Origin of the sequence: Gemmata algarum, from assembly GCF_034097035.1 — a bacterium.
In the GTDB taxonomy this organism is placed as follows: Bacteria; Planctomycetota; Planctomycetia; order Gemmatales; family Gemmataceae; genus Gemmata; species Gemmata algarum.
The window spans coordinates 1-2,909 of record NZ_JAXBLV010000049.1; the positions used below are offsets into that span (position 1 = coordinate 1).

At 67.9% G+C, this 2,909-nt stretch carries 4 protein-coding genes; all 4 read left to right on the plus strand.

Annotated elements, in window-relative coordinates; translation table 11 throughout:
• Positions 1-45 precede the first annotated feature (45 nt).
• From R5W23_RS06315 to R5W23_RS06330, 4 genes are read left to right on the plus strand one after another with little or no spacing between them, the layout of a single operon-like run.
• Entirely contained in the window at positions 46-1,080 is a 1,035-nt protein-coding gene (locus R5W23_RS06315; RefSeq protein ID WP_320685602.1) for a helix-turn-helix transcriptional regulator, read from the plus strand.
• On the plus strand, positions 1,058-1,627 hold the full coding sequence (locus tag R5W23_RS06320; RefSeq protein ID WP_320685603.1) for a DUF417 family protein: 570 nt from the start codon (positions 1,058-1,060) through the stop codon (positions 1,625-1,627). The genes R5W23_RS06315 and R5W23_RS06320 overlap by 23 nt, the downstream gene beginning before the upstream one ends.
• Positions 1,628-1,677: 50 nt before the next feature.
• Positions 1,678-2,100 carry an Rrf2 family transcriptional regulator gene (locus R5W23_RS06325; protein WP_320685604.1) on the plus strand — a complete coding sequence of 141 codons (423 nt, stop codon included), beginning with the start codon at positions 1,678-1,680 and terminating at the stop codon, positions 2,098-2,100.
• 52 nt (positions 2,101-2,152) lie between these two features.
• Positions 2,153-2,788, plus strand: coding sequence for an NAD(P)-dependent oxidoreductase (locus R5W23_RS06330; RefSeq protein ID WP_320685605.1), 636 nt, complete (start codon positions 2,153-2,155; stop codon positions 2,786-2,788).
• Positions 2,789-2,909 lie beyond the last annotated feature (121 nt).

Below are 2,909 nucleotides of genomic sequence, written 5' to 3' on the forward strand. Positions count from 1 at the left end.
CGGCACCCGCGCCGGATAGGATAGCTCGGCAGCAGGAACCGCCGCATGGACGACTCACACCCTTCCGGGGCCGACTTCTACGACCCGCGAACCGGCGGGCAGGCCCTGCGCGTGCGGGGGGTGCGTATCGAAGGCGGCGCGCACGAGCCGGCCCGCACGAACTGTTTCGCGATCTACCGGATCGACTCGGGTTCGGGGACCGTTGCCGCCGGCGATGCTCACCACCCGTTCGGCCCCCCGTCTCTGCTGTTCTTCGTCCCCTACCAGTACGTGCGGTTCAGTGCCGACCAGCCCGTTAGCGGTGAGGTGATCGAGTTCCACGCCAACTTCCTTTGCGTCGAAACGTTCCACGCGGAGGTGGGGTGCAGCGGCGCCCTCTTTAACGACCCCTACGGCGTTCCCCTGGTCGCGCTCGACGACGGCGCCGCGGCCGAAGTTTCGGGCCTGTTTTCCCGCATCCGCCGGGAGCAAACCGAGCGCGGGCTGGCGCACGTCGAGGCGTCGCTGGCTTACCTAAAGGTGCTCCTGATTTTCTCCACGCGCCTGAAGACCGGCGGCGGGGCGGGCTGTGAAACCGCGACGGCCCACCGGCACCCCGTTCTGTCCCGGCTCGCGGTCCTGATCGAGCAGAACTATCGCACCTGGCACGCGCCGGCCCGGTACGCGGACGCCCTCCACGTGACGGCCAAGGTGCTCGGGCGGCTCGTCCGCGAGCACCTCAACACCACCCTCACGGACCTGATCCGGAGCCGCGTCCTCACCCACGCGAAGTGGCAGCTCCTGCACACGCTCCGGCCGGTGAAGGAGATCGCCCAGCAGGTGGGCTTCGGCGACGAACTGTACTTCAGCCGGCTGTTCAAGAAGGCGACCGGCGTTTCTCCACGCTACTTCCGCGACTTCGAGACGGCGGTCCGAGGCGGGAGCAATCTGTCCATGTCTTCGGGCCGGGCGTCCATTCTCCAACCGGCCGGCCGTGCGGATCATTCAGTCGTAGGGGCCGACGCACTCGGAGGGACCGGGGGCGGGGGCGCCGAAAGCTCCACTCGGAGACACGACAATGAAATCGCGGAAACTGTTTGAACTGGCGGCGCGAGCGGACCGGCTTGGGGTGGCGGTGACCCGGGTCGCGCTGATCGTGGTCCTGTTGTGGATCGGCGGGCTGAAGGCGTTCCGGTACGAGGCCGACGGGATCGTGCCGTTCGTGGCCAACAGCCCCGCGATGAGCTTCTTCTACGCCGACCCCGCGCACTACCAATCGCACATGAACCCGGAAGGCAAGCTGGTGCCCGAAAACCGGGCGTGGCACGAAACGAACCGGACCTACGAGTTCGCCTACGGCCTGGGCGCGGTGATCGTCCTTTACGGGCTGCTGCTCTGTTTGCACCCCTGGCTGCCGCAGGTCGCGGCGGTCGGCAGCTTCCTGGTCTTCGCGATGTCGTTCGTGACGCTCTCGTTCCTCGTCACCACCCCGGAAAGCTGGGTGCCGGCGCTCGGGGACGCGCAGCACGGGTTCCCGTACCTGAGCGGGCGCGGGCGGCTGGTCATCAAGGACGCGATCATGATGGGGGCGGCGCTGGTCACGATGGCCGACTCGGCCAAGGCGTACCTGCGGACCCGGGCCGCCTGACGTGTGGCGGCGCCGGTTCGGTCGCCGGGGCCGTTGTGTGAGGGCAAGTGATGACGCGGAGCAGTCGGTTCGTTGTGGCCGCCCACGCGCTCACGCTCCTCGCCCGGAGCGACGGGGCGCTCACCTCCGAGTACATCGCCGGGAGCGTGAACACGAACCCGGTCGTCATCCGCCGCATCCTGGCGGCGCTAGCGCGGGCCGGTTTGGTCGTCACCCAGGAAGGGGCCGGCGGGGGCGGGCGGCTGGCGAAGCCGGCCGCGGAGATCACCCTGCGGGCGGTGTATAAAGCGGTGGAACCGGACGCGCTGTTCGCCCTCCACCCGCGCGACCCGAACCCGCTCTGCCCGGTCGGTGGGGGCATTCAAGCCGCGCTCGAACCGACCCTCCGCGCCGCCGAGACGGCCCTCCTCGACTCGCTCGCCGACACGAGTGTGGCCGACCTTCTGGGCCGGCTCGGGGCGGAATCTTCGTAAGGGGTGTTTTTTTGCTCGGTACTGTAACTCATCTTGTTACAGAGGGCCGGTGATGAAAATCGTGTTGTTCGGGGCGACGGGTATGATCGGGCAGCGGGTGCTGGCCGAGGCGCTGAACCGCGGGCACGCCGTGACGGTGGTGGCCCGGGACCCGTCGAAGGTGACCGCTCAGTCGCCCAGCCTGAATGTTGTGCGGGGCGACTTGACGGACCCGGCGAGTGTGCCGTCGCTGGTGACAGGGGCGGACGTGGTGGTGAGCGCGTTCGCCCCGTCACAGGGGCGGGAAGGGCAAGTGGCGGACGTGGCGCGAACGCTCGTCAGGGCGGTCGGAGCGGCCGAGCCGCCGCCGCGGCTGGTCGTGGTGGGCGGGGCCGGCGGGTTGGAGGTCGGGCCGGCGCTGCGGGTGATCGACACGCCGACGTTCCCGGCGTTCTTGAAGCCGATCGCGCAGGCCCACATCAACGCTTATGAGGTTTATCGTACCGCGAACGTGGACTGGACGTTCTTCGCGCCGGCGGCGCTGATCCAACCGGGGCAGCGGACGGGGCGGTACCGAACCGGTCGGGATCAACTGGTGGTGGACGACGCGGGGAACAGCAGCATCTCGGCCGAAGATTACGCCGTGGCCCTGCTGGATGAGATCGAGAAGCCGCAGTTCCGGCGCAGCCGAATGACGGCGGCTAACTGAGCCGCTTCAGTAATTTTAAGTTCGCTTTGCTAGATGAAAATCATTGTGACTTTATGACCTGTTGACCGGACGACTTCTGGCCGGCAGTCCTCATTCGCGGTCCGGCTTGGTTTTTGTCTTT

Excerpts from the sequence above, each read along its gene's own strand:
- R5W23_RS06315 (WP_320685602.1), top strand. The coding sequence starts at position 46 with ATGGACGACTCACACCCTTCCGGGGCCGACTTCTACGACCCGCGAACC.
- R5W23_RS06320 (WP_320685603.1), top strand. The coding sequence starts at position 1,058 with ATGAAATCGCGGAAACTGTTTGAACTGGCGGCGCGAGCGGACCGGCTT.
- R5W23_RS06330 (WP_320685605.1), top strand. The coding sequence starts at position 2,153 with ATGAAAATCGTGTTGTTCGGGGCGACGGGTATGATCGGGCAGCGGGTG.
- R5W23_RS06325 (WP_320685604.1), top strand. The coding sequence starts at position 1,678 with ATGACGCGGAGCAGTCGGTTCGTTGTGGCCGCCCACGCGCTCACGCTC.